General features: G+C 62.2%; 19 protein-coding genes. 8 read left to right on the top strand and 11 right to left on the bottom strand.

All coding sequences use genetic code 11. The annotated features are described in order from the left end of the window. Positions 1–635: 635 nt before the first annotated feature. The 4 genes from BLV92_RS02270 (at position 636) to BLV92_RS02255 (ending at position 6758) form a co-directional block, all read left to right on the top strand. On the top strand, positions 636–1979 hold the full coding sequence (locus BLV92_RS02270; protein WP_177197965.1) for an MFS transporter: 1344 nt from the start codon (positions 636–638) through the stop codon (positions 1977–1979). A 351-nt stretch (positions 1980–2330) separates the two neighbouring features. Further along, on the top strand, positions 2331–3188 hold the full coding sequence (locus BLV92_RS02265; RefSeq protein WP_090541892.1) for an IclR family transcriptional regulator: 858 nt from the start codon (positions 2331–2333) through the stop codon (positions 3186–3188). A gap of 314 nt (positions 3189–3502) precedes the next feature. After that, positions 3503–4699: an MFS transporter gene (locus BLV92_RS02260; protein ID WP_244283733.1), complete on the top strand. Its 1197-nt coding sequence runs from the start codon at positions 3503–3505 to the stop codon at positions 4697–4699. A 511-nt stretch (positions 4700–5210) separates the two neighbouring features. Next, positions 5211–6758, top strand: coding sequence for a methyl-accepting chemotaxis protein (locus BLV92_RS02255; protein WP_090541889.1), 1548 nt, complete (start codon positions 5211–5213; stop codon positions 6756–6758). A 24-nt stretch (positions 6759–6782) separates the two neighbouring features. Here BLV92_RS02255 and BLV92_RS02250 read toward each other — a convergent pair whose 3' ends face one another. Continuing rightward, positions 6783–7583 carry an alpha/beta fold hydrolase gene (locus BLV92_RS02250; RefSeq protein WP_090541886.1) on the bottom strand — a complete coding sequence of 267 codons (801 nt, stop codon included), beginning with the start codon at positions 7581–7583 and terminating at the stop codon, positions 6783–6785. A gap of 174 nt (positions 7584–7757) precedes the next feature. On the opposite strand from BLV92_RS02250, the gene BLV92_RS02245 reads away from it, so the two are divergent. Beyond that, on the top strand, positions 7758–8156 hold the full coding sequence (locus tag BLV92_RS02245) for a DUF995 domain-containing protein (protein ID WP_090541884.1): 399 nt from the start codon (positions 7758–7760) through the stop codon (positions 8154–8156). A gap of 24 nt (positions 8157–8180) precedes the next feature. Here BLV92_RS02245 and BLV92_RS02240 read toward each other — a convergent pair whose 3' ends face one another. From BLV92_RS02240 to BLV92_RS31960, 10 genes are all read right to left on the bottom strand, one after another. Next, entirely contained in the window at positions 8181–8651 is a 471-nt protein-coding gene (locus BLV92_RS02240) for a hypothetical protein (RefSeq protein WP_090541882.1), read from the bottom strand. A 255-nt stretch (positions 8652–8906) separates the two neighbouring features. Continuing rightward, complete coding sequence (locus BLV92_RS02235; RefSeq protein ID WP_090541880.1) at positions 8907–10883, bottom strand: PhoX family protein; 1977 nt, start codon at positions 10881–10883, stop codon at positions 8907–8909. 488 nt (positions 10884–11371) lie between these two features. After that, positions 11372–12232: a 2OG-Fe(II) oxygenase gene (locus BLV92_RS02230; protein WP_090541878.1), complete on the bottom strand. Its 861-nt coding sequence runs from the start codon at positions 12230–12232 to the stop codon at positions 11372–11374. Positions 12233–12563: 331 nt separating this feature from the next. After that, a complete protein-coding gene (locus BLV92_RS02225) occupies positions 12564–14186 on the bottom strand; it encodes a hypothetical protein (RefSeq protein WP_090541876.1) in 1623 nt (540 codons plus the stop codon). 338 nt (positions 14187–14524) lie between these two features. Beyond that, on the bottom strand, positions 14525–16933 hold the full coding sequence (locus tag BLV92_RS02220) for a hypothetical protein (RefSeq protein ID WP_090730043.1): 2409 nt from the start codon (positions 16931–16933) through the stop codon (positions 14525–14527). 51 nt (positions 16934–16984) lie between these two features. Then, the gene (locus BLV92_RS02215) at positions 16985–17971 is read right to left on the bottom strand and encodes a PDDEXK family nuclease (protein WP_134169751.1); all 987 of its coding nucleotides are present in this window, start codon (positions 17969–17971) and stop codon (positions 16985–16987) included. 11 nt (positions 17972–17982) lie between these two features. Next, positions 17983–19578, bottom strand: coding sequence for a hypothetical protein (locus tag BLV92_RS31365; RefSeq protein WP_143040639.1), 1596 nt, complete (start codon positions 19576–19578; stop codon positions 17983–17985). A 22-nt stretch (positions 19579–19600) separates the two neighbouring features. Beyond that, positions 19601–21010, bottom strand: a complete 1410-nt coding sequence (locus BLV92_RS02205; protein ID WP_090541866.1) for a TnsD family Tn7-like transposition protein — start codon at positions 21008–21010, stop codon at positions 19601–19603. Further along, positions 21007–22413 (bottom strand): hypothetical protein, encoded by a 1407-nt coding sequence (locus tag BLV92_RS02200; protein WP_090541864.1) that lies wholly within the window; start codon positions 22411–22413, stop codon positions 21007–21009. The genes BLV92_RS02205 and BLV92_RS02200 overlap by 4 nt, the downstream gene beginning before the upstream one ends. Before the next feature lie 519 nt (positions 22414–22932). Next, positions 22933–23076 carry a hypothetical protein gene (locus tag BLV92_RS31960; RefSeq protein WP_167626996.1) on the bottom strand — a complete coding sequence of 48 codons (144 nt, stop codon included), beginning with the start codon at positions 23074–23076 and terminating at the stop codon, positions 22933–22935. Positions 23077–23341: 265 nt separating this feature from the next. On the opposite strand from BLV92_RS31960, the gene BLV92_RS02195 reads away from it, so the two are divergent. The 3 genes from BLV92_RS02195 to BLV92_RS02175 all read left to right on the top strand — a co-directional run bounded on the left by BLV92_RS02195 (position 23342) and on the right by BLV92_RS02175 (position 25734). Further along, a complete protein-coding gene (locus tag BLV92_RS02195) occupies positions 23342–23857 on the top strand; it encodes a DUF6471 domain-containing protein (RefSeq protein ID WP_090541862.1) in 516 nt (171 codons plus the stop codon). Positions 23858–24778: 921 nt separating this feature from the next. Continuing rightward, a complete protein-coding gene (locus tag BLV92_RS33005) occupies positions 24779–25051 on the top strand; it encodes a BPSL0761 family protein (protein WP_342029103.1) in 273 nt (90 codons plus the stop codon). Between the two features lie 20 nt (positions 25052–25071). Next, entirely contained in the window at positions 25072–25734 is a 663-nt protein-coding gene (locus BLV92_RS02175; protein ID WP_090541860.1) for a hypothetical protein, read from the top strand. The last annotated feature ends 105 nt before the right edge of the window (positions 25735–25839 follow it).

Here is a 25839-nt window from a genome sequence, read left to right as displayed (position 1 = left end):
GGCGTTACCACGCTCGCCACGCCGATTCTGGAAACAGGTTTCCTCCCGTTTCCTTCGTGCCGAAACGCCGCCCGCGAACGCGCGTCGTCGCGAGATGCAGCGTTACCGAAACCCTTTAATGCGGTTTTCTTGCGATGCGCGCCGGCAGCCGCTCCGGACGTCAGCCAGGGAAAACGATTACCTTCCGGACCCCGGTTCGTCGCGTTTTTACGTCTAAGTGAAATCCCGGACGGACAGCGCCGGATGATAGCGTTACCATCCGCCCGCAACAGGATCGAAAGGTGTTGCGCTGCGAACGAGCGCCGCGTTGGTGAAGGCGTGCTCCGCCCGTTCGTAGCGCGAGCCGGAAAGACGGTTTGAAACCAGGATCGAAAGGTGTTGCGCTGCAAACGAGCGCCGCGTTGGTGAGGTCGTGCTCCGCCGGTTCGCAGCCCGAGCCGGAAAGACGGTTTGGAACCAGGATCGAAAGGTGTTGCGCTGCAAACGAGCGCCGCGTGGTGAAGGCGTGCTTCGCTAATTCGCAGCCCGAGCCGGAAAGACGGTTTGAAACCAGGATCGAAAGCCGCGCGCCGTGAACCAGCGGCGTGCGATGAAGAGGCTCGCCGCCCGCCCGTGGCGCGAGCCGGGGAGACGACTTGAACACTGCTGCGCCGACGCTCGACGAACACCGCCTGATCAACCGCCTCGCGCTGCGGCTGATGCCGCTTCTCGGCCTGCTGTACCTCGTCGCGTACATCGACCGGTCGAACATCAGCTTCGCGAAGCTGCAGATGCTCGACAGCCTCGGGCTGTCCGAAGTCGCGTATGGGCTCGGCGCGTCGCTGTTCTTCGTCGGCTACCTGCTGTTCGAGGTGCCGAGCAACGTCCTGCTGCATCGCTACGGCGCGCCGCGCTGGATGGCGCGCATCATGCTGACGTGGGGCATCGTCACGGTGCTGCTCGCGTTCACGCGCAACGCGCCGATGTTCTACGCGCTGCGCTTTCTGCTCGGCGCGTCGGAAGCGGGCCTGTATCCGGGCGTGATCTACTACCTGACGCTATGGTTCCCCGCGCGGCACCGCACGCGGATGCTCGGCTACTTCACCGTCGGCAGCAGTCTCGGCAACATGATCGGCGCGCCGATCTGCGGCTGGCTGCTCGACCAGGGCGGCCCCGGCGGACTCGAAGGCTGGCGGCTCGTGTTCATCGTGACCGGCGTGCCGTCGATCCTGCTGACGTTCGTCGTGCTGTACTGCCTGCCCGCGTCGCCGCGCAGCGCCGCGTTCCTGCGCGACGACGAAAAGACGTGGCTCACGCGCTCGCTGGCAGCCGAAGCGGCGCAGGCCGACCAGGCCGGCAACGGCGCGCCCGCGCACGGCTCGCCGTTCCGGACGCTCGTCGAGCCGCGCGTGCTCGGCTTCGCGCTGTACTACATGATGCTGTCGATCTCGGTGTACGGCGTCAGCTACTGGCTGCCGACGCTCGTGAAAGGCTTCGGCGTCAGCAACACGGCCAACGGATTGCTGAACGTGATCCCGTGGCTGCTCGCGACGACCGTGCTCGCGACGCTGCCGGCGAAGCTGCGCGCGGGCAACCACACGATCAGCGCGATGCTGGTCTCCGCGCTGCTCGGGATGACGTTCTTCGTGAGTTCGGTGTTCCTGCCGAACAACACGCTGCGCTTCGTCGCGCTGTGCCTCGGCGCGCCGTGCCTGTATCTGCTGATTCCGTGCTTCTGGACGCTGCCGCCGAAGTTTCTGTCCGGCGCGCGCGCGGCCGCCGGAATCGCGGTGATCAACTCGCTCGGCAACATCGGCGGCTTCATCGCGCAGAACCTCGTGCCGTTCGTGAAGCAAGCGACCGGCAGCGCGCGCACGCCGATGCTGATTCCAGCCGCCTGCCTGCTGCTGTTCGCGGCGTTCACGGCGGTCGTGCTGTCCGGACGCGGCCGCGCGCGCTCGCAACGCGCGGGACTCGATCAGGTCGGCGCGTCCGACTGACGGTGGTCCGGCGAGCGGCCGCCGCTCGCCGTCTGTTGCGGTCGCGCCCCTCGGTCCGCGATGCGGACCTGTCCTTCATACGCCGTTTTTTCCTGAACGGCGATGCCGCATGGCTCGCTCGCACCGTTGAGCGACGCATCTATCTGCGTCCCCCGCCCTTCCTCCGCACCTTTCTCTGACAGAAACGGGGGACTTCCTTTGTCATCCGAATAGATCTCGCTCGACTTTGCTGCACGACGGTCCGTCACGCGAACCCTGGGTTGCCCGACGTCAACGACACGAACACGGTGCGCATGACAGCATCCGCGTCACGCTGAAGCGACGATCGACACAACCACCAGGCGAGACACCATGAACCACGGCAGCAAGCTGGCGGCCGCTTTCGAGCCCGCGCGGCTCGACCCCGAGCGTCGGCGCGACGGCGCGGCGGACCGCAACCGGGACCAGAACCGGGACCGCAGCTTCGTCACCGCGCTCGCGCGCGGGCTCGAACTGCTGCGCTGCTTCACGCCGGCCACGCGCCAACTCGGCCTGAGCGAACTCGCGCGGCGCAGCGGACTGCCGAAGGCGACCGTGTCGCGGCTCGCCGGCACGCTCGCGCAACTCGGCTACCTGAAATACGAGCCGGCGAACCGGCGGTACAGCGTCGGCATCGGCGTGCTGTCGCTCGGTTACGCGGCGCTGTCGAACGTCGATATCCGCGAAATCGCGCGGCCGCTGATGCACGAACTGGCCGAGCACGCGCTGTGCTCGGTCGCGATCGGCGTGCGCGACCGGCTGTCGATCGTGTACGTCGAATGGGTGCCGAGCCGCGCGCCGATCACCGTGATGCGAGGGATCGGCGCGCACCTGCCGATCGCGACGACGTCGATCGGCCGCGCGTATCTCGCGGCGGCCAGCGACGCGGAACGCAACGCGGTGCTCGACCAGTTGCGCGGCGACAGCGCATGCGACTGGCCGCAGATACGGCGCGGCATCGAGGACGCGCGGCGCGACTACGTGGAGCGCGGATTCTGCGTGTCGATCGGCGACTGGGAGGACGGCATCGCGAGCGTCGGCGTGCCGTTCACCGCGCCCGACGGCACACCGATGGCGTTCAACTGCGGCGGTCCGGCGTTCGTGCTGGACCGCGAACGGCTCGAACACGACATCGGCCCCAGGCTCGTGGCGATGGTGCGCGACGTGGGGGCGGCGGTCGGGCGGGGGTGATCGCGGGTCCCGCGCGCGGGTCAGGTGCGGTTCGACCTGGCCGGGCATCGCGTCGAAGAGCAACGAAGCGGCGCACGAACCGGCACGCCCCTGGTCCCGCGCCACGCACGCAAACCCGAAGCCGCCGGACGAAACCCGCTCCGCGAAACCCGCCCCCCGCCAGCAACACGCGGCCCGCCACACGCAAAAAAATTCTCATCGCCTATGCCACGGCGTAGGCGACTCAACTTTCCCATCCGCAGGAGGAGACCATGGCAGTTCCCGCCCAAGACGACGACACCCGCGCCCCGGCGCGCGACCGTCTGTGAATCGTCGTGTTCGCATTCGCGTTCCTCGGCCTGATGGTCGACGGCGCGGACCTGATGTTCCTGTCGTACAGCCTGTCGAGCCTGAAACAGGAGTTCGGGCTGTCGAACGTGCAGGCCGGCGCGCTCGGCAGCATCACGCTCGCCGGGATGGCGATCGGCGGCATCTTCGGCGGCTGGGCCGCGGACCGCTTCGGCCGCGTGCGCACCGTCGTGTGGACCATCGTGCTGTTCTCGGTCGGCACCGCCGCGCTCGGCTTCACGCACGACTTCGCGCAGTTCGCGACGTTCCGCTTCATCGCGGCGCTCGGCCTCGGCGCGGAGTACGTCGCGTGCAACACGCTGATGGCCGAATACGCGCCGACCGGACGCCGCACGACGATCCTCGGTACGCTGCAGGCGGGCTGGTCGGTCGGCTACGTGGTCGCGACGCTGCTGGCCGGCTGGATCCTGCCCGCGTACGGCTGGCGCTGGCTGTTCATCATCTCGATCGTGCCGGTCGTGATGGCGGTGCTGATGCAGCGCGTCGTGCCGGAGCCGCCGGGTTATCTCGCCGCGCGCGCGGCGGGCGCGTTCGCAAGACGCCGCAATAACAGCGAAAGTGAAAGCACGATGCAGCTGATCTTCGGCGATCCGTCGCGCCGGCGGATGTTCATCTTCTGGTCGCTGACGGCCGGCTTCCTCCAGTTCGGCTACTACGGCGTGAACAACTGGATGCCGACGTATCTGGAGAAAGAACTGCACCTGAAGTTCTCGTCGATGACGGGCTACATGGTCGGCACGTACGTCGCGATGATTCTCGGCAAGATCGTCGCCGGCTGGCTCGCGGACCGCTTCGGCCGCCGCGTGATCTTCGCCTTCGGCGCGTTCGGCGCGGCCGTGTTCCTGCCGGTGATCGTGCTGTACCAGTCGCCCGCGAACATCGTGTACCTGATGACGATCTTCGGCTTCCTGTACGGGATTCCGTACGGCGTCAACGCGACCTACATGACCGAGAGCTTCGAGACGCGCATCCGCGGCACGGCGGTCGGCGGCGCGTACAACGTCGGACGCATCGGCGCGGCGGTCGCGCCGGCGGTGATCGGCTACCTCGCGACGGACGGCTCGATCGGGCTAGGCTTCCTCGTGATGGGCGGCGCGTATTTCCTGTGCGGAATCATTCCGGCGCTGTTCATCAAGGAGAAGCTGTTCGACCCGCAGAAGTAGCGGTACGGCGGCCCGCCAGGCCGGACGGAACGGCCGGCCTGGCGAATGGGTGCTTCGGCGCTTCGGTGCTTCGGTGCTTCAACGCCCGGTTGTCGAACGCACCGGCTGCGTTGGGGGATGTAGCCGACGTCCGGCGCCTGACAGCGGCCCGCGAATTCATCGCGCCCCCATCACGGCAGCCTCGTTCGTATCGCCAATGATCTTGCGCGGCACGCCACACGTGATTCAGTTCGAGCCGCACACCGAACGATCGACCCATGATGCGGCAACGTGATCCCCACGCAACGCCCTAACGCGCCGCACTGCCCATCGCTTCCGCCTCCTGACCGATCGCACAGCGGACAATCGCGCGCCCCATGCACCACCTCGGCCCATCGTGTTATAAAAAGTTCATATGGCCTGCGAAGCGCCCCCGTAAACTGTCGGCGTTTTTTTGAAAGCTCGACATCGCGTCGAACCCGCCGGCAACGCCGGGCCGACGCGACACAGCCTTCCTCCTCGAAGGTGCCGCATGCGCAATCTCACGGTCAAAAGCCGTCTTTTCATTCTCACGCTCGCGGTCGCCGCGGTGCTGCTCGCCATCGGAGCGGCCGGACTGACCGGCGTGTCCCGTTCCACCGACGCGTTGCAGCGGATGTTCGAAGGACGCGCGAAGGCGCTCCTCGTCGTCTCCACGATCGACGAACTCGTCGCCGAAACCAGCTTCTCGGTCAGCGACGCGATTCTCGATCCGTCCGCGCAGAAAACCGGGGCGGTCACGACCGCCACCAGGAACCGCATCCAGCAGATCGACGCGCTGATGAAGCAGTTCGCCGCGACGAACCCCGACGGCGACGAACAGAAGCTCGCATCGCAGTTCGCCGCGAACTGGAGCATGCTGCGCGACAAGGGTTTCGCGCCGGCGGTCCAGTTGCTGTCCGCGAACAACCTGTCCGAAGCGCAGTGGGTCCAGACGCAGACCATCGAGCCGCTGTCGCGCACCGTGAAAACGCAGGGCTCCGATCTGCGCCGGGCGGAACTCGCGGACGCGCAGACCGGCTACGACAACGCGCGCCGCAACGGGCGGATCGTGATGCTCGTCGTGATCGCGTTCATCGCCGGCGGGCTCGGCGTCGTCGCGCTGCTGTGCGCGTCGATGGCGCGCAGCCTGTTCCGCGAACTCGGCGGCGAGCCGGCCGTCGCGGCCGACGTCGCGAACCGCGTCGCGTCCGGCGACCTGTCCGTCGACGTGCCGGTCCGTCCCGGCGACACGCACAGCGTGCTGTTCGCGATGAAGACGATGCGCGAACGGCTCGCGTCGATGATCGGCGAGATCCGCTCGTCGGCCGAAACGATCACCGGCGCGACCGCCGACATCGCGACCGGCAACCACACGCTCGCGAGCCGCACCGACGAACACGCGGCCGGCATCCAGCAGACGTCCGCGAACATGGAGCAGCTCGCGTCGACGGTGAAGGCGAACGCCGAGCACGCCGTGCATGCGCGCGAACTCGCCGGCATCGCGTCCGGCAAGGCGGCGGACGGCGACCGCGCGGCGAAGGACGCCATCGAGCGGATGAGCGCGCTCGCCGGCCATTCGGCGCGGGTGCGCGAGATCACGTCGGTGATCGAGGGGATCTCGTTCCAGACGAACCTGCTCGCGCTGAACGCGGCCGTCGAGGCGGCGCGCGCCGGCTCGAACGGGCGCGGGTTCGCGGTGGTTGCGCAGGAAGTGCGCGCGCTCGCGGAGCGCAGCGCGCGCGCCGCGCAGGAAATCGGCGCGCTGATCAAGGAAATGACCGCCGAGGTCGACATGAGCGGCGCGGCCGTCGAGGTCGCGGGCAAGACCATCGTCGACCTGTTCGGCGCGGTGCGCGGCGTGTCCGAACTGGTCGACTCGATCGCCGACGCGTCGCGCGAGCAGAGCAGCGGGATCGACCAGGTGAACTCGGCGGTGTCGCTGATGGACCGGATGACGCAGCAGAACGCGGCGCTCGTGCAGGACGGCGCGCACGCGGCGAGCGCGCTGAAGTCGCAGGCGGAGTCGCTGCGGTCCGCCGTGATGGCGTTTCAGCTTTGATGCGTCGCGCCCGCCGAACAACGGTTACGCGCCTTCGCCCAGCGGCCAGCCGCGCGGCCACCAGACCGCCGGCTCATGCTCCAGATGAACGAAGTGGCCGCTACGCAGCGCGACGCTGCCGGTGACGTTCAATAACGACGACCACGCGCGCCGCTCCTCTTCGACGTCCACGAGCGGGTCGGCATCTCCGAAAACGATGCGCGTCGGCACGCCGCCGGCCTGCCTGTCGCGCGGCGGCTCGGCCTCCCAGTAGCTTTGCAGGATCGCCGCGAACGCGTTCACGTCGATCAGCGGCCGATCCGCGAGCAGGCCGGCGTACCAGCGGCGGCGCGCATCGGCGTTTGCGCTCCAGTACAGGTCCATGAAGTTCGGGAACGCGCTCACCTGTCCCGCCAGTTGCCCGAACCGCTCGAACGTGCGTTCGCGTTCGAAGTCGTCGGCGGCCTGTCTCAACGGCTCGTTCGACGGATTTGCAGTCAGCAGCCGTCCGCTCAACCGCACGAACGCAGCGCCGATGTCGTGAACCGGCGCGAGCAGCACCAGTTCGTCGATCAGTTCCGGCGCGCGCGCGGCGAGCCGCAGCGCGACGTGCGAGCCGAACGAATGCGCGAGCACACGGAGCTTGCACGCGTGCCGCCGCGCGAGCCGCCGCAATTCCGCTTCGGTCGCGTCGACCAGCGCCGCGAACGGGTTCGCCTGCTGCGCGACCGCGCGCGGCTGATCCCACCAGTGAACCGGCAGCGTGTCGCCGTACCGCTCCCTTTCGGCAATCGAGCACATGCCAGGGCCGCCGTGAACGAACAGGGCCGGTGCGTTGCGCGTCATCGTCGAGGTCTCCCGTGGTGTCGGCTGTCCAGCATTAGCGCGCGCCCCGCTGCTTCGCGCAACCAGGGCAACTAGTGCATCTGCATCATTGAACGCGCGCGCGGATGCCGGCTATCGTGGGCTTCGCCATTGTCTCGGCAATGGCGAATCGGTGAAAAGACCCGGGAGACCACGATGAAACACGATCGCCTGATCGCGGCGCTCGTCGCGTGCGCGTGTCACGCGAGCGCCGGCTTCGCGCAGACCGCGTCCGCGCTGACGAAAGACGAATTGCAGCGGATGCTGCCCGGCACGACCGTCGTCAGCACCGGCATCGGCGGCGCGAGCCACCACTGGACGAACGACGCGGGCGGCACGTTCACCGCGACGTCCGACGAGATGGGCCGCGGCCGAAGCTCGACCGCGCAGGGCGGCTGGCATGTGTCCGACGACGGCAAGTACTGCGTGCACGTCGACTGGAAACGCTACACCGAGGACTGGTGCGCGCCGGTCGTCCAGACCGCGGACGGCAAATACACGCTCGTGCAGGGCGGCAGCGCCGGCGCGCCGACGCAGATCGAGATCAGCAGGTAGCAAAGCCGTTCGCGGGCGGCGCGCTCACAGACCGCGCAGGATCGACATGTACGAGTCGAAGCGGGCCTTGTCGCTCGCGTCGCCGCTGTCCTTGAGCTTCTTCAGTTCCTTCAGCATCCGCTCGAACCACGCCGATTCCGTGTCGTTCTTGATGGCGTCGATCCGCTTTTTCATCTTGTCGAACGCCGACAGTTCGGCGGCGTTCGTGTCGATCGGCTGGTCCGATGCGAGTTGCCGGATCACGTAGTCGAGCGCATCCGAGATGCGCCCCAACTGGCGGCCGTAGCTGTCGCGGCTCACGATCGCCTGTTCGGCGGCGGGGTTGCTCGAATTCGTCTCGTTGACCACGAGCCCGGTGAACGACCACGGCAGGATCGGCTGCTGAAGATAGGTCGGCGCGCCCTGCGCGGAATTCGCCGCCGGAAGAAGCGAAAGCCAGTAGCTCCAGAACTGCAACGGATCGGACAGGCCGGCGTTCGTCGTTTGCGTTGCCATCGGATTCTCCCCGCATCGTGATGACGGTCGACGGTTCGGGTGCTGGCCGAAGCCGCGCGCGCAACGCCGAACCGCAGCCATGATGCGCGTTTTGCGAAACGCGTGACGCGAATGCGCGCAGCACCGCAATCCGCTTTGCCGCGCCCATAAAAAAGCCCTTCCCCCGTCGCCCGGAGGAAGGGCAGTCCCCAACAGCGACCTGCAAGCAACCTGCAAGCGACCTGCACGAGCCCCCGCCGGGGCGTCGTCAACGCGTTACAGCTTCACCGCCATCGGCTCGGCGGTCAGATACCCGACCGACGCGCCGAAGCGATCCCTGTAGTTCTGCCGCACGAGCGGGTCGAGCGTGTCGCGGACCTTCGCGTGCAGGCTGCCCGACCAGTCGCCCGGATGCTGGAAGTGGCTCATCACGTAGGTCCAGCCGTTCACCTCGTCGACCGCGTGCAGCCCGGTCGATTCCGCGCCGGCCGGCGTGGACAGCACGCGCGCGAGCGCGCCGGTGTCCACGTGGTACGCCCACAGGAAGTTGTTCACGTGCATCCCGCTGTCCTCGCCGATGAACAGCGTGCGCAGCTTCTCCGAGAACTTCAGGTTGTCCGGGTTCGCGACCCGGTTCGCGTTCGCGGTGTTGCCGAGGTCGTCCGGCGTCGCGAGATCCTCGCCGACGAGCGCGGCCGGCGCGGCCATGTCGACCGGCACCCATTCGCTGTCGATCGCGGAGCCGTCGAGCGCGCTCTGGCCGCCCTTCAGGTTCAGCGCGTAGACGGCGCCCGACGAGATCCGCTTGTCGAGCGCGATGTCCGTCGAATGCGGATCGCCCTTCACCATCGACGCGGTGATCTGCGACATCGCCGTGTACAGCACCTTGTCCTTCGCGTTGACGGTCGTGCCTTCGAGCTTCGTGAAGCACAGGCTCGCGCCCGCGAACGCCGCGTAGCGATGCGTTTCGAGGAACGTCGCGGCCTTCTCCATGCCCGGCTTGATGCGGATCCAGTTGAACTTGCCGTTGTAGTGGATCTTCGTATAACCCGGCTCGGCCGGCGCCGACGTGTCGGTGTCGCTCACGGGGATCACGTCCATGATGTCGGCCGGCTTCAACTGGTTCGCGAGCGTTTCGATCTCGCTGCTCGTCGCGTGGCCGAGCTTCATCCAGCGCAGCGTCGCGGAGCCCGCGCCGGCCGACGACGTCTGCGTCCACTTCGCGACGTACAGCGTGCCGGCCGACAGGTCCTCGGCTTTGTCCGCGACGAACATGAACAGGCCGCCGTTCGTCGCGTCGTCGCCCATCAGCACCGTGCGGCGATCCGGCATCACCTGGATCAGCTCGTGCGAAATGCGGCCGAGGCAGAAGTGCTTGCGCACGGCGCCGGTGCCGTCCGGATTCACGGTGACTTCCGGCACGTGCCCGTAGTGGTACGGATTCGCGCGCGTCTCGTCGCCGTACAGGTTGCGGCTGTACGCGAGGAACTGCTCGTCGGGTTTCGCCGGGAACGTGTCCGGCTCGTATTCCTCGCTCGACAGGTGCGTGTTCCACGGCGACAGGCTCGCGCCGCACGTGATCCACAGCCCGTGCGCGGGCGACGTGTCGACGTTGTGATAACTGACGAGCGACAGGTGGCCGGTGGCCGGGTCCTGGTCGAGCGTCAGCACCGCGATCGGCGACGGCAGGCGGCCGTACATGTCGCCGTCGTCCTGGTCGCGCGACGCGTATTCGAACTGCACGACCGCGAACACCGCGTTGCCCTTCACGCCGGCCACGTTCGCGTTCGCGAGCGTCAGCAGCGACGAGCCGTCCGGGCAGTCGGAGAAGAACTGGCGCTCGCGGCCGGCGACCGAGCGATCGACGATCGGCTGATTATTGATGTCGTAGTAGCTGCCGGCGACGATCGTGCCGCCGCCGGTCTTCGGCACGCTGTCGCCGGTGGTGAAGAACGGCTGATACGCGAGGCGGAATTCCTGCCTGCTGCCGTCGTCGAACAGCGCGGTCAGCGTGGAGCCGACCGTGGTCTTCGCCATCGCGTTCGGGTCCGCGAGCGTCGGCGCGGCCATGCCGGTGAACGACGCCGACTGGAACTTCGCGGCGTTCGCAGGCGGCGGCGCGGCGGCCGGCTCGTCGCTGCCGCCGCATGCCGCGAGCAGCGACGAGCCGGCGAACGCGCTGCCGAGCGGCAGCGCCGGTGCGCCGGCGAGGACTTTCAGGAGGCGGCGGCGGAGGGCGTCGGGTTGTTCCATGCTTTGCTGTCCGTGTTCGTGGGGCCGTTCATCCGGGGACCTGCGCTCGCACGTGCAGCGTGATGCGTGCGTCGCGCCAGGGTGACGCACGCATCGTATTGAATGTTCGTGAAATTATATTGACAGCTATTAGTAATATTTAGCCGGGGAAGGTGCGCCGCCGCACAGCGTCGCGCCGTGTGGCGCTACCGGCCGGCTCTCGCGCGATAACGGATGCCCGGCTCGGCGACGCTGACCCGCGAATCGCCTGCGGCTATGCGAAGGGTAGTCGCGGTCAGTCCGCGACACATCGGAGCGTCGCGCACGACGCCGATGCGAGAGGAACAAAACGACGAGAAAAATTGAAACGCTGCGCGACCCAGGCAATGCCGTGAACGCATGCATCACAGGCGCTTGCGGGAAACCCGCTGCGCCGATCGTCAGCGCGGGGAATCAACGAACCGGAGTTGCGGCTTCGAGCGCCTGTGCGACGCGGACGCCAGCACGCATCACGCGTTGCTGCGCACCTTCCTGAACCGACGCACGATGTTGCCCATCTGCCGGTTCACCACTGGCGGCAGCAGATCCTGCCGCCACTCGCGCAGCCGGATCGTCCAGTCCTGTTCGTCGCCGCTGTTCGGGCGCACCTTGAACTGCGTCGTGTGCGAGCGTTTCGATCCGTCCCACGTCGCGGTGTAGTAATACAGCGCGACCGACTTGCGCGACACGTTGCCGGGATGGCTGACCGGCTGCGGATTGCCGTGCATGCTCTTCGACGTCGTGTTGAAGATCACGCAGCGGTTGAACGCGGGCACGATCGAGTGATGCCGCTTCGTCATCGCGGTGTCCCACAGTTCGAGCTGGCCGCCGTATTCGTCCTTCCAGTCCTTGTTCAGGTAGATCAGCAGGTTGATGCGCCGCTCCAGGTCGAGCGGCATGTGGTGATTGAAGTCCGCGTGGATCGACAGGTGGCCGCCCTGCCTGATCTCGTGCAGCCCGCCGCCGAAGAAGTACGGATCGGGGATCAGCCCTTTAATGCCGGTCAGGTTCTCGACGATCTGCAGGAACGGGCGCGAGTTGAACGCATAGAAGATCGCGCGCAACTCGGGAGCCAGCGTGTCCGGGTGATAGCTGCTCTTGAAGCGCTCCTGCGCCCGGTCGTAGCTCATGTTCAGGTCGTCGCCGCCGCGGCTCGACGCGAAGTGGCCGAGTATCCGGTCCGCGAGTTCGGGCGGCAGGAAGTCGTCGATCACGACGTGCGGAAACGGGCTCGCGTCCGCATACGCGGTCTGCAGCTCCGCGCCCTTGCCGCGCGCCGCTTCGGGGCTGATGAACGCGGTTTTCGCGTCCATGGCGTCGAGGTATGTCATCGGGACGGTCCCTCCTGATTGCACGTCGATCCGCTTGCACGCGGTACGATGCCAGACAGGCGGGTTACGCGATGTACGGTATCGAACAGTCGTCGGCGTAATGAAAAAAAGCCAGCTTCATCGAAGCTGGCTTTTTTTCATATGGCAGGTTCTAACAGTTTTCCTTAAAGGTGCTAGTTTTCCTTAAGGATTTGAAAAATCCTTAAAAATCAATGGCTCATCGCCGGCAACCTAATAGCCATGCCGGCTAACCTCGGGACACAGCGTGCCACACCCGAAAAAGCCCGATGAACCGGCGCAGTTCTAATAGTTTTGCTTAAGGACGAACGCATCAGGCGGGGCTCTGGTCTGCCTCGGTCGGTGTGCTACCAAAATCGCGACGCGCGAGGTCTGAAAACGCAGCCTCAACCTGAGAAATCTGCCGCTTGGAAAACGGATTGATGACATCAATCGGAGCTGCCATCGGATGCTCCAGGAAGTGCTGCTTCACAACCTTGCGGAGGTCCGGGAATCTCTTCACCGATTCTTCGATGTCTCGAGCAAGCAGGACTTTGATGGTGTAGCGCTCCGGGTCTACCGCCGCTTGTGCGGTCGAGATTCTTCTTTGAGCTTCGGGCGAAAGCTCGCCAGTGAGCCACAGTTCGAAGGTGAGCTTGATGTTCTTGAACTCAGAGTTCTCGAGCGTTTGGCTTCTCACGCTCGGGATGCGCTTGGTCAGCCAAGCCTCGATTTCTGAATCTGGCAACAGGCGGCCGGGCAGTAGCCCTTTGCATTCGATGAATCGAATTTCCTGGTCCGGCACGTGTACCCTGACGTCGACCTCCGCCACATCTTTGCCGTCCTTGCGATAAATCTTGTTCATATTGACGTTGGCGCCTCCAACTGTCCTCCGCATCACGTCTGCGACAACGAATTCGAAGAGCGCCCCGCGGAGCGTGCCGGCCGCGCCCTCGACCTTTCCGAGCTTGTCGAACAGGTGGGAGAACTTCTCGGGGTCGATTGCTTGTGTCGCTGCTTGTGTCAGCGTGCCGCTCAATTCCATCAAGGCGCGGGCCACGTCTGTGCCGAACAGTGACTCTGTTGTCGCGGGAACGATTCCTTCCCGGCGAATGGCATCGAGAGCTTTGGGGGTGTATCTGTGGGCGACGAAGAACTGCAGCGTGCGAACGTTACGGACTTGGCGCAGCGTCTTGCATTTGTAGATGAAAGGCAGAAGGTCGTTTAGCTCGACCTGCTCTTTCAAAAGCACGTCCAGAACCATGAAACCCGGATTCGGGCGACCGGAGTTCCAGGTCGCCAGCGCACTGACATATGACGGCGCCGTCAAATCCCACTGGAAAACGGAGACGGTAGGTGCGGTTCCTTGTTGGCAGATTCGTAGCTTAAAGCTCCCGAAGCTGCCTAGCCCAAGTTTCGCTGCCCATTCGTGAACGGACTGTAACAGCACGGTTTCCGCAATCAATCGAGCGCGTATATCAGGGAGCAGCTCATCGAGAGATGCATCCTTCCTCGCGAACGCGAAGCACTCGCCCAAACCAGGTACCTCTATGGTCTGGAAGAGCCCGGTGTCCACCAGGTCTTGCCAGACACGTTCGAATGAGATTTGGCGGGCGCCGGACGAGATGCCTGCCGCGGATGCGAGATGTGCCAGCGGGAGAAGGCCGCCGCGCGCACGAAGAGCTCGAATAACTCGCGCATACGCTCCGTTACCTTCCTCGAGCGCTTCGGCCAATCGCGCCCAGAATTTATCGCTCCCGTATTGCGTAGCTGCATACAGGAACTTGGCTCGGCGGGCGAACGGGAGCTTCAGCTCGCGCACTGACTTGCTCCGTCGTTCGATTTTCTTACGAGCGGCGGCCGGCGTGATGCCGAGCCATTTTTCAAGACCGACAGCGAGCTGGCCGCTCAACTGCGGACCCTCACTCAACAGAAAGTCAAGTAGGTCATCACGCATGCTCGTTCCTCCTGTCACAGAGCGCTATTTATAACTGTAAGGCGGAGTATCAATGGCTCGCAAATTTTTTGTTAGAGACGACAAAAAATGTTTAAAAACAATTGCTTGTAAAGTTTTCGCTCTGATGGATTGGTCAAGCGCTGTCACAATCCAAAAAGCAACTCGCTGATTGGCTCGAAATCACTGGCGAACGACCGCCTTGAATAGCACCGCGCGCGACGGAAGCTAGCCAGCTACGTCGGAAGTGTACGGCGGGATTACCCCTCCGAGATGGGCCTTGCGACGCTCGCTGGAGTCTCGGTGCGCAGGGCACCGTTCAGGGCGACGTGGTGCGACGCCTATGGATGACGGCGCTGGGATGCGGCGAGTAGCTGTGAGGCTAGGATGTCGTCGTATTCGTCGTCGAAGTCCGAGGCGATGATGACTGTGCCATCTTCGTTGAGGAACACCTCCGCCTTGACCGCCTCGAACTCTTCCAGGGCCTCGTCAACATTCGCCAGCGCGCCCTTCGCTCTGGCGAAGCGTGCTGCATCCTGCCGCACCTTCCCGTTTTTGCGCGCCTTACGAGTCGTCTCGCCCTCGAGCACAGTTTCGGGCGTCTTGTTCGAGCGCCGCTGATGGTCGTCCAGTTTCTTCTGCGCCTTGTTGGTGAGGGTGTTGATTTTGTGGCGATGTCTACCCTTCTTAACCTCGTCATTCATGGTCAGTGCAGCATCATCCCAGTTGCGCAATTCTAGGGCCTTCCACGTGACCACCTCGACCATCAACGCGTCTTCCGGGACAAGCTCGAGTTCGCCCCGGTTGCCTTGCTTGTCCCGCCACAGGAGCGTCGTGGCGTGATTTCCAACACGCTTGTACTCGATTTTCATTTTGTCGCTTTTGCCTGACCTGCAGCGCAGGAAGTCATCATACCGGACATCGAGCTCATCGGACCTCCATCGCTTGCTGAGGGCCGCAAGCTTCCCACCACGTACAGTGCCTGGCTTCCAGGGAATGAATCTCTCCCAAGCCTCCTGCTCGGTAAGTTCGACCTTTTGGTCGCCGATGCGCGCGGCTTGGTGATACTCCCAAAGAGTGGTCGGATTGATATTGTGGCAGCCGTTCATGCGCATGGTCTCGCTACGCAGATGGCGCTTCTTCGAAAAGCGGTTGACGTGCTGAATAGCCACCAAGAGCAACTCTTCCAGTTGCTCTACCGTGATGGGCACCTCCTTCCGTGCGCGGTCGCGGAGGTCCAGCGAAAGGAAATCCCGCTGCCGCGTATAGGCCCCTCGAGCTTCGGCCATCAAGCGTAACATGATGCCATTCAAGCTCTCACCAGTTCCCTTCCTGTCGCCCGCGGCCGGAGGCGCGAGGTACATGATGAGATGCGACTCCTTACACGCCGCTTCGATAACTTCGTCGCTCCCGCCTGCGCCGTTGTCGACGAAGACTCCATCGATAGAGCCGTGCAACAGGTCTTTCGTGTCACGAAGACCGAGTTCACGCGCGCGGTTAGTCTTGTCTATATAGATGGACGCGATGCATCGTCGGAAAGATTCATTGTCCTCGCCTTCCATCGCTATCTCGTACCCAACAACTGCGCCGGTACGCCGGGAAACCGCGAAGATGATGGTCACGAAGATGGGTTCAATCTTACCGGCGATGAGCCCAGCGACGGGAACCTTGGCAACGAAGCCGTCAACGTCAACGATTTCGAGACTCATGTCCAGGGTCAAGTGCGTCGCCTGTCCGGACTTCGTGGATAGATACTTTCGTGACAGCCGACGCCCGAGTTGCCTGCGCTTGGCGTCGGTCTTCGCGAGGATGTATCTGTTGACGTGGTAGAGGAACTGCTTCCAACTAGGAATGAGGCGCTCGGGATACTTCGAATACTGGTCGCTCACCATCGCGCTGTACGTATTGGCGAGCGTCATCCTTTCGCCGATGTAGTATTTTTCGATGGCCTCAACGAACTTGGCGAAGTCCAACGGACGGACGTGCGTTTTGCGGGCCATACGCGGGTGGCCCAAAAACTCGGTCTTGTCGTCGGCGATTCTCTCTGTCCGAGTTTTCGGACCCGGGCGCCGCACGTTGACAGCTATCCGTTGCTGAGCAAGACCACCTTGATTCTTGGTCTGGCGAATCAATGCGCGAGCTCTCCCACCATATGCGCAGTGCCGGTGGAAATACTCAAGGATTGTCGATTGATAACCGGGCTGTTGGCCCATGCTCCGCAAGACGTGATACAGCGCTTCGGACCGAGCTTTCGGGTCGCTCAAAATGAACGGATTGAACATGTCGGTCGGCTTGCCGTTGTAGTCGACAGTGACTTCCGAGTAAGCCTTAACGATTGACTTGCGACGCTCAAGGCCTACCAGGCTCGACGCGCGAACTTCCACGGACTCCGTTTGAATTTCCGGAGGCGTAAAGATGTCTGAGATGGAGTAGACGTCGCCCAGTGGGTCATCAGCACCGTCGATATTCCAGCGCTCCCAATCCCCACCGCCGTAAAGCGTGCCGCTTCCAGCGACGAGTCGGAGCACGTAGAGGTCGCGACTATGCGCGTCCCACGTTACCGCTCTGTAGAAGCATTCGCCTTTATCTCTTTTGCGGGCAAACAATTTGAGCGGGACCAAGCCTGAGGGCCAAGCTCGCTGATGGTAGCTGTCAATGACGCGCGCGGCGAAGGCTTCGTCCGTAATGACGCGAGGCGGAGGGACGAGCGAGGTTCCCCTCGGCGCGGGAGGCATGATGTGTGAGCGCATGAACTTCTCCGTGAAGCAAGCCGGCTTACGCAACGGCCTTCATGGCCAGATTTAGGCTGCGAGCGGAATCGGGAGTCGCGCGTCGACGCGCTTCGAATGGTCAAGGGGCACGAATCCGTGTGATACGGCCGACACAAACAGATGAATGGACGTGTCTGTGCTGATGCCCATGCTGCGTGCACGGCGCTCGAGTACAGATTCCATGCTTCCCCGAACGCTGTGAGTCATAAGCCCGTCTGCAAGCCTTCGAGAAGGTTCATACAGATGACGAACCTTCTCACTTTTTGCCATTGACCACAGCGCGGCGTAGTTCCCGAGTTCTCTCATCGGGGTCGCGTTAGAGCGCAGCATCTCCCACGTCCAGTCTCGGCCAGAGCCAAGCGTGCGCTCCTTGATTTCGCGGTCCCTATCCTTCTTCTCAAGAACATGGCTGACATGCTTAACGCTCACGACGTGGTAGCGCAGCGCTCGCAACATCGGATTCCAATACGTGAGCACCAGGTCGAACGTGAGAAGGTCCGAGCGATTCATCTTTTTGCCGGCAAGCAGCGCTCGTTGATACGCTTCGTCGGTGTAGTACGGATACTGCTCACGAATATCGACCACGTACGGATGAAACATCAACGCAAACTGGATTGCGAATTCACCCATCGAAAGAGCTTGGAGCACGCGGTCGTCCTTGAGGCTCGGGAACACCCCTCGGGTCGCGAGTGATGGCGTCCGCGCTTCGAGTATTGACTCGTACTGTTGCCCAGTTTCCCAGTCGTATTCATCAAAGGGCGATACTTCGAGTCCAGGAGGCATCGCGAACGGACGCGGCAAATCAAAGATTTGAAAGTCGGTCTGCTGTATCAGTTTGGCATGCTCGGGTGAGCGACCAAGGTCGATTTGCCCAACCGCAGCCTTTGGCGCGACGCTCGCCGTCTCTCGAATGTACGGCTGACGTCGGTAGCCCGACGCTCGGGGCTTGCGGCGAGGCTCTTCGTAATCGTCGAGTGTGGCGTCGAACTGAGGTTGCTGCTCCAGAAAATTGCGCATGACCACCTCCATCATTCAAAAGCCAGCGTCGTCTCGGGTGCGTCTTGCTCCCCATCGCTGGGCAACAGGAAGTCGACAAGAGGTGCCGCCGAGGTCTTGTTCGGAACCCTCGGCTGCTTTCGTATGCGCGGCGTCGTTGTGTGCCTCTTTTTGTGCTCGCGCGTTTCGCTCGCAGCATTTTTGGGGAGCGGCGGTCCCACGCGTGCGCACCACTCGGCGCGGCTCTCGGTAAATTCGTTCAGAACTGCATTTGTTAGCGGGAAGAGATGCCTACTCTCAGAATTCCGAGCGAGGACGGTGCCCTTCAGAAGTCGGCGGGCAGTAACTTGCTTCCGGTCGATAGTGCGAACTTGTTCGCGGGCGGTACTGGCTATGTGCTCCGACAACAGTCGGTCAATCGCCTTGTTTTTCTCGGCATTATTGCTGACCGCCGGCAGTTCGACTCCACAGGACCTAAGCGTTTCCTTGGTTAGAAGGTGCTCGCCGTAACTTCCCACCCTTATGCGTAGCTCGCTATGGGAGAGAAAGGGCATACTGTCGCGCAGGGCGATGTATTTGGAGATTTCCGGTTTCAGAAGCCGCGCACGATTCTGTTCCACGTATCGCTTCGTGGCCAGCGATTGAGGGCGAAAGTCTTTTGACTCTGGTGGCTCTTCGTGAGCAGGCGTGCATTCAGTTTCCCCTGCATTGATTGCCTCCACCTTCAATTCGACTGCAGACCAATCGTCGAAGAGCGACATGAGCAGAGCCGAGCTTTGTAGTGGATTTAGGTATACAAGCTTTCCCGCGAGGTGGTCCGATGAAGCACCAGCGCTCGATACGACGCCAGCTCTTTCAAGGAGCCTCCTCATCGGGTGCTCGGCGAAGAAATGGTGTGCGAACTCTGTCCCGTTAGCCGCCGTATCGAGAAGACCCAGTTCGCGGCTACGACGTCGAACGGCTTCTCCAATCGCATCGCGCGTGAAGCCCGGCATGTACTCGGGGTCAAGCAACAGCTTCGACACCCGATGCAGTTCCATTTCATGTTCCTGCTGCGCGGAGGACATGCCAAACACTTCGTCAAGCGGCTTGAGTCCACAGCCACAATGCTGACCAGGCCAAACGAGCTTGTTGTGGTCTTGTATGACCGCGCACTCTTCGCACCCGACCTCAAGCGGGCGTTCATGCACGGAGCAGAACAACAGTCCAGGGACCATATTGGCTCGGTTCCAGAATGGCGTATCGCATGAGGCAATGTTCGTCTGTGCGCACTCGGGGCACATGGTTGGAAGTACCCTGAACCTAGCGCCCTTCGGACCATTCATACCCAACGGTGCGAGGATTCCACCGGCATACTGGTCCCGGGTATGCTTAAGTATCATCTCGGTTTGTTCTGGCGTCGTCGTCCTAAGTTTCAGAGGCAAAAAGGTGTTCCGGCCGATAAGGTCGTCAAACGTGCCGATGAGGTCTTTAAACGGTTCGATGTAGCGCTCGAGACCGCTCGGTGCATACCAGGCAGCGGTCAAAATATCGTGCTCAGCGTTGGCACTGGTTCTCGAAAAATACTTCGGCAGAAGTTCGCCCTCTTCAATCGGGAAGTAGGCGCTGGGGAGTTGGAAATTTTTCATGGACTGTTGGGCGCACGGCCTGTTAGCGTTTGGAGTGTGCGCGGAGCGTTTCCGGGCGAAGGTTTGCGATGCGCGCGACAGTGGTCTCGGCTTGAACGCGAGCCCCTGGGCCGACGGTGCTCAATGCATGCGCCTCTCGGCGAGCAACGAAGATGCGCTTCCTGCCTGGAAGCTGGGCATGGGCTCCCGTCCCTCCAAGCCGCTCGACGATTCGAGCGAAGGCGTGGTCACGCATTCCAAAAGCGAGTCGGGTCTGATACGCAGAAGGAAGTGGCGGGATGCCTTTTTTCGATGGCCGAAAGTCTTTACTCGTGGATGCAATAGAGCACTCGACCGCAGCAGGTGGCACCTTCATTTTCTTCCGTCCATGCCGACGAATCTTCGGCACCTGGTTGCCCATCAACCACGCCTGGTCATTGCGATACAGCCATGCCCATGCTGCGGGCGCGAGGCGACGAATCGATGTGCGCGACGCTCCCGAGTTTTGCGCACAGGTCTTGAGCCACGCTGAGCGGTGCGTCTCCACCTCTATCCAGTCGTTCGTCGAGGTCGACAATGTCTGTCGTGCGCCTCGCACTCGCGCCGGAAGAGCATCGACCTCGCTTCCGAACATCGCAAGCAGAACAACGATGGTCGGATGGATGGGGCGACCTCGTGCTGCTTTTCGTATGGCAGACTCGATGTAGTCTCCGTTGTCGGTGATGGAGCTGAGCCGTGGGTCTTCGAATCCAGAGGAGAAGAATCGTTGGAAATCACTCCGCAGGCTTCCCAGATTCCAGCGGCCGGATTCATGGAGGTAGCGGCGCTCGGTGAGAAGCCGCGTGATTTCCGACCAGGTCGCTTGACTGCCTGTCGCGAGCGCTGTAGCCAGGCGCGCATACCTCGCAGAGTTACGATGGGCCGGCTCGGAATTCGGATGTATGAGTAGCGCCTCAAGTCTGCTCCCGTCGCCCGCGCACTCGAGCAACGCGTCGTGATAAATACATCGCGTGACGTAATCGATGCAATGAGCGGTATGGTTTGCCAGCCTGCCAAGGTTGCTCAGGTCGATTCGCGCGCATTCTGGGCACTGTAGCTCGGTACGGTTGCCGCATTGGCAGAGCGCATCGAGCATCGGGCATGGAGTACGGAACCGGCCGTCGGTCAGTGCGCGCATGAGGGCCTCACGTGACGGAGCAGTCATGCCGATGGCGTTCCATTCCGCGAGACTGTTGGCCACCAGGACGGCGGCCGGCGGGCCGTATGAGTTGTCGGTTATCGCGCAAAATCTGGTGGCTCTGCAGGGAAGCGAATTCGCTAGAGGACTCGCGTGCTGACAAAACGACACGTAGGCCTTCTTCGCATCTCGAGAATGGGTCGTTTGAGCAACCATTTTGAGGATGGAACAGGCGCTCTCGCCTTCGGCCGCGGCGAAGAATGTGAACGTGCTCACGCTTCGGCCTCCTCGGGCTTCTCGTCGGTGTGCTCGCTGGGCAGGTGTACTTTGCGGTTCGGGCCCGCCCTTAGTGTGTTGACGATGTTGGCTGCGGCCTTGATAGCCCGGGTTTGTGAAAAGTCATTGCCGTCGTCAAGGCGAAGGAGCGAGTGCACGACCGTCGAAAGCAGGAGCCAATCGCTGTACCACCTGATACGGCCGAGCGTGAACGTGCCGCCGGCCCGCGCACGACGCACCGCGTCCAGCATCAGTTGTTGCAACTGAAGCGCCTGATGGGCGTAAGCGATGAAGATTTCTTTGGACAGCACGACTTTGGCGCCACCAAGCCACGTTGACGCAATGAAAGCGCCGACCTTCACCGCAAGCTCAATCCGTCCGAGAGTCACCGCATGGAGCGCGGCCGAAAACCACGGAGGCGGCGTTTTGCCGGCGGCAATGAGGTATTTCAGCCAAACCATTTGGGCAGTGTTCATCCACATGCCGGAGGTGAGAGAAAACGGCTCGATGCAGTAAACGCCTCGCGATGTCAGTGCAGCCTCAGCGTCGCCTTGTTCGAGAAGGTTCAATGCGGCCCCGGGGGTTCCGACGATGACAAACGGGATGCCCGTCGCGGTTGCGACTTGTCCCAGCATTGACCACATCTCTGCCGCCCTCCTGGATTTGGACATGTGGTTCGATACGGGGCCGACGACGACCAGGCCGACATTCAGCGAGAGAAGCAGGGATTGCACCGCAGTGGCGACCTCATCGTCTCTCATGGCTTGCAACGCGTGCCTCGCGTCGAAGATGGGCGAGACCTGCTTTACGAGCGCACGACCAAACGTGCCCGGGCTACCGTTCGGCGGAAATGGAACAACGACGGTGTCCATTCGAGCGAACCGGATGCCACGGGGGCGACCTTCGAGCGGAACCTCGAAGAGCATGTTTTCGGTTTGAAAAACGCGCTGGCAGGCGTTGATGAGCGCATGTTGGCCAACACCGTTCGGCACGACGGCAAAATGGACTTTTGTCGACACCTTCGGAATGGCAACGTCCGTGCTGAACACCGAGTGCCCGTGCGTGTCTCGCCGATGGTTGATGAATCGGTGCGCCGTGATTACCTTGGCACGATACCCGGGGTTGGAGAGGTCGCGCTCGATGGCGCTTGCGGTCACGGACTGCGCGAGGTCCAGAAACAGACGGCGATGGACGCTCGTGGGTATCAGAATCCGGTCGTCAGCCGAGATGTCACCACCAGGCGAGAGGTCTGGCAGGAATTGAGCTGCTGCCGCTGCTTGGGCACTCGTTTTGAGCACTGGGACGCGAGTAAGTGCCGGATTCTCTCCCAACTGCGCAAAGTATGTGGTCAGTTGCAGAGGCGGCTCATGATTTTCCGCCGTCGATGTGATTTCGGTGCTCACGCGAGTCCTCCATCGACGCTGAATCGGCCGGAGAGAGACTCACTGGAATGCGCACGCTCGCCATCGCAGTGACCTGCGCCCAGGTCAATGGAACCGGCGCGGGCAGATAGAAGAGCGTGGCGCGTTAGTCGAAAAGGCTGGGCGTCGAAGCTCAGCGCAGCGCGGGCGCAATGAACACAGGGCGCCAGACGAGCGCCGGCGCCGCCGCTGCTGAGGGGCGTTTTCATACGGTTCTCACACAAAATCAGGGGCGAGTGTTCTCCCCCTGAGCCTGCAAAGCGAGCAGGCAGGGGTTGACAACGCGAACCCAATGTGAGACCTTACGCGCGCATGTAGTTGCGGTTGGGCTGTTTTTGGGTTCGCCGGAAGCGGGGCAAGGGGACTGGTACTCTCTTTGCCCCGTTTTTATTTGCGAGGTAGGTTCAGCGCTACGACCTCCAGAATCTTAAATCTGATGTCGCCCCACAACTGTGGTCAGAGGGGCCGTGTACATGTCACGTGACGCGTTGTCAGGTTGTGTCACTTGACAAAAACGATATTCCACGCTAAATTAGCGGTACATTCGCATATTGTACCTTTAGAGTGCGCGCGCAGCAACATTGGTGCGCGTTTCAGCTCGTCCGTCGCTTCATTCGCCATTTCTGGCAGTTCCCGCTTTTCCATCTTCGTTTCCTCTCGTTTGTCTCGCCGCCCGGTGTGGCGGATGCTGCACAGCTCTTCGGCTACCGGCTCGGAACACGCGGATACCTTGTCAGCACGCCCTCCATATTCTCGTTCTAATTGCAGAGCTGGAGCACAGTACAATCATTCGATGTCACCCTTCTTTTTTTGCCATCCGCTAGTAGAGATTTACTCCGTGCGGCAACGAATCTGGTGACTTTTACTTCGCTTCAGTTTAGCCCGACATTGCACGATTGCAAGGAGCCTTGTGAGCCAGGTCGACACCCGTTGGGCGGATATGGCCGCGCGTGTCGTACGCGTCATCCTCGCGCGAAAGGGGATGGGATATGCCGAACTCGCAACGGCGCTGCAAGCCGTCGGCGTCACTGAAAGTGAGCGGTCACTTGCGCTTCGTGTGATGCGAGGGCGAGTAAAGCTGTCGATGCTGCTGCAGATTCTGCATGTCACTCACTCCACGATACCTCGACTCTGGCTCGACGCCATTTCCCGCTCGGATAGCTGGGAAGCCCGGGCCACGGCGATTTTGGAGGCTGAGTTATCCCGACATCCTGCTGTTTCGGTCGACGACCTCACGTTACGGATGGTCCAGCTGGGTGCCAGCCTGAGCGAGAAGACACTGGCCTCGCACATCGACCAAGGCACCATCTCCCTCCCTGAATTCCTTCAATGCGTTCTTGCGCTCGGCAGCCTGAGCCTTGACCGCTATATCGACTATGACGACCTCATTGCGGTAGGTCGCTCTGCGGTCGGTGAGCGCTCATAGTGAGCGCTCGACAACTATCCGCTTGCTTTTTCCACTTCCCCACCTAAAATAAAACGGAAGTATTTGCATCTCATTACCTTAGCCACGCTGGAATCCGCATCGCCGGCTGGACCGAAGGTTGGCTGAGGGGGTTCGCAAAATTGAAGAGGCCATGGAGGCGGATATGCCAATCTGGACTATCGGGTCGGTCGAAGCGGAGCCAAGCGTCGAGCTCTTACGATGGAAAATCTTTCAGGTCGAGGAAAGCGCATGTCACTTCGTTGGCGTCGACTCGTTAGATTTCACAGGGCGAGTCAGCTCCGCAGTCGTCGAGTTCGACGCCGTCGCAATGCGCGGGGTCACTCAATCTGGTCGTGTGTACCAACTGCTAGGCAACCCCGGCGATTCTGAACAGGCGACCTATGTCTGGGACAGGTGGTGTGCGGTAAATAGCGTACGAGCATTCGAGGACGTGACTCAATGTGTAGTCGCTGGCGCTAGAGATGTGCTCGCCGGACGTGAACCTGATTGACTGGAACGCCGACAGGTGTTCGCACGCCCAAACCAATTTGCACTACTAATCATGCCACCCACTACGCAGAGCCTATGGAACAGAGATGTCGAGCAAGCAAGATGCTTTTAGAGAAGCCGTGCGAGAGAATGACCGGCCAACCTTCGCTTGGACCACGCTCGAAGTACGCGATTTCCAAGGTGTCGGTCTTGACGCTCTTCAGCACCGGTCACGCATATGAGGATTAGCATTGCTATTCAACGGTTCGACCCGACTGCTTTACGAGGCGTAACTTCATCTGGTCGCGTCTATCAGTTGGTTGGCCCCCGCGGTTGTTCCGGGGATGGCAGATATATTTGGGAACGCTGGTGCAGTTTCAACGGCATAGCCTCCTATGCGGACGTCACTGGCAAGCTACTCGCGGAGAAGGAATGATGACCATACCAACCGAGCGAACGAAGGCGGTGCTAGATACGCGCGACTTCCTGAAGATACTCTCGAATGCTGAGGAGGTCACAATTCCAGGCCTCGTCCAATCGGTTGCGACGTCTCTTCTTCGGCACTACCCCCTCGTTGTCGACCTGGATATATCAGCGTCTGTGCTTCCCTCAATTTGGGCTTCTCCCTTGACTCTTGAACGAGATGAAAAGGGAGTCGCACGCGCGCTTCGTGCCACTTTTAGGACATCGACTGACCGGAAATAGGAGTTTCAAAAGGAGCAACGATGCCACGGTCTGCACGCGACAAGGACCATTCTTCGGTCCACGACGCCCGGGTGCTACAGGCGGTCCGCATCGCCGCCGTGGCGGCAATCCTGCTCGACTTCGCAGCGACTCTAGCGCTTCTCGAGCTCCCCGATGCGGAGCTTGGGCGACTTTTTAAAATCCGTCTCATGCAAATCGCCGGTCTGTCTACAGCGTTGAAGTTGGACCTCCCTTCGATTCGTGAGGAAGGCGAGAAGCAACGCAGTCACAGCAATCGTGGCTCGAAGCGCCGGACGTCGGCATCCGAGCATCTTGATGCCTCGGTGGCTAACGCAGCGCGTCACCACCTCGTTGCTGAAGGCCGGTTGCTCCGTGCGGTGGATGTCTGCAAAGCCCTGGGTATCACAGAGCAGAGACTGAGCAAGGACGGCGCAACTGGGCGCATCTTCAGCGTTGACCTTGAGGCCGTCCCTTACTACCCGGCGTTTTTCCTTGCAAACGAGATTAACCGCAAGGACTTGGTTAAGGTAGTGCGGAAGCTCGGTGATTTGAGTGGCTGGCGCAAGTGGGACTTTTTTACAGAGCCGAACGGGGCGCTTGGCAATCTTACGCCGCTACAGGCACTGATGCATGGCGAAGTGAAGCAGACGTTGCGTGCGGCTGAAGGTTTTCTAGAGATGTGAGAGACGCTCGCGTTGTTGGCAAAGTCTCTGGGAGTCGGGGGGCAGCGCTGCGCTGAAAGCGGCAGTCGCGTTCGCGGCGCAATGAGCGGTGCGGCCGCCACTAAC

The organism is Paraburkholderia caballeronis, from assembly GCF_900104845.1.
Classification (GTDB): domain Bacteria; phylum Pseudomonadota; class Gammaproteobacteria; order Burkholderiales; family Burkholderiaceae; genus Paraburkholderia; species Paraburkholderia caballeronis.
The sequence above is the reverse complement of the archived record's forward strand: the minus strand, read 5'-3'. Positions and strand labels throughout refer to the sequence as shown.